Raw genomic sequence first — 2,622 nt, 5'->3', positions numbered from 1 at the left:
AAAATCATCGAAGGCTGCAACGTGCTGCGCGAGAGCTCGCGTGGTCACATCCCAATCTAATTTGCAGAATTATTACTTGCCGAAAATGCTTGAAACCGGCGAGTGTATAGGTCAAGCCTCGGCGCGGGCGAGGCAACCGACATGAAAATTTCGGTTGCGTTTTGAATCGCAAACTCCTATACTTTTTATAGACTATGGCAACCAACCGCGATTGGGAAAAGCTCATTCATGAGATAGCGCAAAGCACCATCAACGTGATCTTTACCAGACATGCCGACGAGATGATGACAGCACGATGCATCACGAAAGCAATGGTGCTGGAAACGCTGCGTCGAGGACATATAGTGCGTCCACCCGTGCAGACGCCGGCCGGCAACATGAAGTGCCGGATGGAGTACGACTGTGGCGGGGACGAGATCAAGGTCATTGCGGCAGTAGCCGGCATGGGCGCGACGCAAACCATAGTTGTCACTGCGTTCGACAAAGATAGAGAGGAGTAGAAAAAATGTACACCTATACCGATGGCGGCTTGACCAACATTGTCGTCGCGAACGGCTACGAAGAGCACGACACCGAGTTTGGCCCGGGCGTTTCGTTTCACGACCTGGATGGCCTGATCCGGGCAATCTGCCTCGCGCTTGCAAGCAAGCGTTCACCGCTTACCGCCGAAGAGTTTCGCTATCTTCGGCAAGCGCTGTGTTTATCGCAGACGTCGGTTGGACGCTTGATGGGCGTAACCGATCAGGCCGTTGCCAAGTGGGAAAAGAAGCACGTTCCGCTGCCCAAGCTGGCCGACTTCGCCATGCGGGCCATCTACATGGAACACGTGGGTGGCAATCAGAAGGTCAAGGATCTGGTCGAAGCACTCAATGTGACAGAAAGAGTGCTGACCATCGTCATGCGTGAAACCGAGAAAGGCTGGCAGCACGAAGAGGAAGAAGCTGTTGCTTAGGAAGCGAAGTCCGCCGCAAGCCAGAAGACCTTGCGGGGCGTCTCGCAGATTCGTTGCTCAATAGAAAAAACAAAACCCCGTAGATCTGACGATCTACGGGGTTTTTGACCATCTTCTGGCGGAGACGGAGGGATTCGAACCCTCGATCCAGGTTTTAGCCCAGATGCTCCCTTAGCAGGGGAGTACCTTCAACCTCTCGGCCACGTCTCCTGCACTTTCTGCCGCGCGGGAGTCAGCGCGACGAAGCCAAGATCATAGCGGGTTAGCGGCTGCGGGTCAATTTCATGAGACAAAAATTTTCGCATCTGAGAGCGCGTTGAAGAACGATACATCAAGCCCTTAAACGGTAACAAACACCCGCCTCTGATGCGCTATCCATTCACGCTTTTGCAATTCAAGCGCGATCGAGTTCGAACACCTTGTGCAACGCCCGCACGGCGAGCTCGGTGTACTTCTCGTCGATGAGCACCGAAATCTTGATCTCGGACGTCGAGATCATCTGGATGTTGATGCCCTCTTCCGCCAGCGTCCGGAACATCGTGCTGGCAATGCCCACGTGCGAACGCATGCCCACGCCCACGACCGACACCTTCGACACCTTGGGGTCGCCGCGTACCTGCTCGGCCTTCACATGTTCCTTCACCTGGTTTGTCAGGATATCCATGGCGCGCGCGTAATCGCCGCGGCCCACCGTGAACGTGAAGTCGGTCTTGCCGTCCACGCTCGTGTTCTGGATGATCATGTCGATGTCGATGTTCGCATCCGCCACCGGGCCCAGGATCTGGTACGCAATACCTGGCTTATCAGGCACGCCCATCACGGCAATACGCGCTTCGTCGCGCTGGAATGCAATGCCCGAGATAACAGCTTTTTCCATGGTCTCGTCTTCTTCAAAAGTAATCAGGGTGCCCGAGCACATTTCGGTTTCGAGCGGAATCAAGGGGTCCGTCAGGCTCGACAACACGCGTGTCTTCACCTGATATTTACCCGCGAATTCCACCGAACGGATCTGCAGCACCTTCGATCCGAGGCTCGCCATTTCCAGCATTTCTTCAAACGTCACACGATCCAGCCGGCGCGCCTCTTCCACCACGCGCGGGTCTGTGGTGTAGACGCCGTCGACGTCCGTGTAAATCAGGCATTCATCGGCTTTCAATGCCGCCGCAATGGCCACCGCCGACGTATCCGAACCGCCGCGTCCGAGCGTTGCAATATGGCCTTCCGGATCGACGCCCTGGAAGCCCGTGATCACGACGACCTTGCCTGCATCGAGATCGGCGAGCACGCGCGTGCCGTCGATCTCGCTGATCCGTGCCTTCGTGAATGCGCTGTCGGTCTTGATGGGAACTTGCCAGCCGGCGTAGCTGACCGCTTCGAGGCCTTCGGCCTGCAATGCGATAGCCAAGAGGCCGACGCTGACCTGTTCACCCGTGGAGGCGATCATGTCGAGCTCGCGCGGGTCGGGGTTCGCGGTGATTTCGCGCGCGAGGCCGAGCAGGCGGTTCGTTTCGCCGGACATGGCCGACGGGACGACGACCAGCTTGTGGCCTGCCTTGTGCCATTTGGCGACGCGCCTGGCGACGTTCTTGATGCGCTCGACCGAGCCCATCGAAGTGCCGCCGTATTTATGTACGATGAGTGCCATTGTCGTTCTGAACTGAAGGAGAAAC

3 protein-coding genes and 1 tRNA gene are annotated in these 2,622 nt (G+C 56.9%); 2 read left to right on the top strand and 2 right to left on the bottom strand.

The genetic code is table 11. The features are described from left to right. The first annotated feature begins 194 nt into the window (after window positions 1–194). Both ACFFAR_RS30465 and ACFFAR_RS30460 read left to right on the top strand, forming a co-directional pair. A complete protein-coding gene (locus ACFFAR_RS30465) occupies window positions 195–500 on the top strand; it encodes a DUF4258 domain-containing protein (RefSeq protein WP_174364832.1) in 306 nt (101 codons plus the stop codon). A gap of 5 nt (window positions 501–505) precedes the next feature. Further along, complete coding sequence (locus ACFFAR_RS30460) at window positions 506–952, top strand: DNA-binding transcriptional regulator (protein WP_061999097.1); 447 nt, start codon at window positions 506–508, stop codon at window positions 950–952. A 116-nt stretch (window positions 953–1,068) separates the two neighbouring features. Here ACFFAR_RS30460 and ACFFAR_RS30455 read toward each other — a convergent pair. Then, window positions 1,069–1,162 (bottom strand) — tRNA-Ser (locus tag ACFFAR_RS30455). A 184-nt stretch (window positions 1,163–1,346) separates the two neighbouring features. Beyond that, complete coding sequence (locus ACFFAR_RS30450; RefSeq protein WP_061999096.1) at window positions 1,347–2,597, bottom strand: aspartate kinase; 1,251 nt, start codon at window positions 2,595–2,597, stop codon at window positions 1,347–1,349. Window positions 2,598–2,622 lie beyond the last annotated feature (25 nt).

The sequence above is a fragment of the uncultured Caballeronia sp. genome (assembly GCF_964243625.1).
GTDB lineage: Bacteria > Pseudomonadota > Gammaproteobacteria > Burkholderiales > Burkholderiaceae > Caballeronia.
This window is presented reverse-complemented; position numbering and strand designations above follow the sequence as displayed.

Excerpts from the sequence above, each read along its gene's own strand:
- ACFFAR_RS30460 (WP_061999097.1), top strand. The coding sequence starts at position 506 with ATGTACACCTATACCGATGGCGGCTTGACCAACATTGTCGTCGCGAAC.
- ACFFAR_RS30465 (WP_174364832.1), top strand. The coding sequence starts at position 195 with ATGGCAACCAACCGCGATTGGGAAAAGCTCATTCATGAGATAGCGCAA.
- ACFFAR_RS30450 (WP_061999096.1), bottom strand. The coding sequence starts at position 2,597 with ATGGCACTCATCGTACATAAATACGGCGGCACTTCGATGGGCTCGGTC.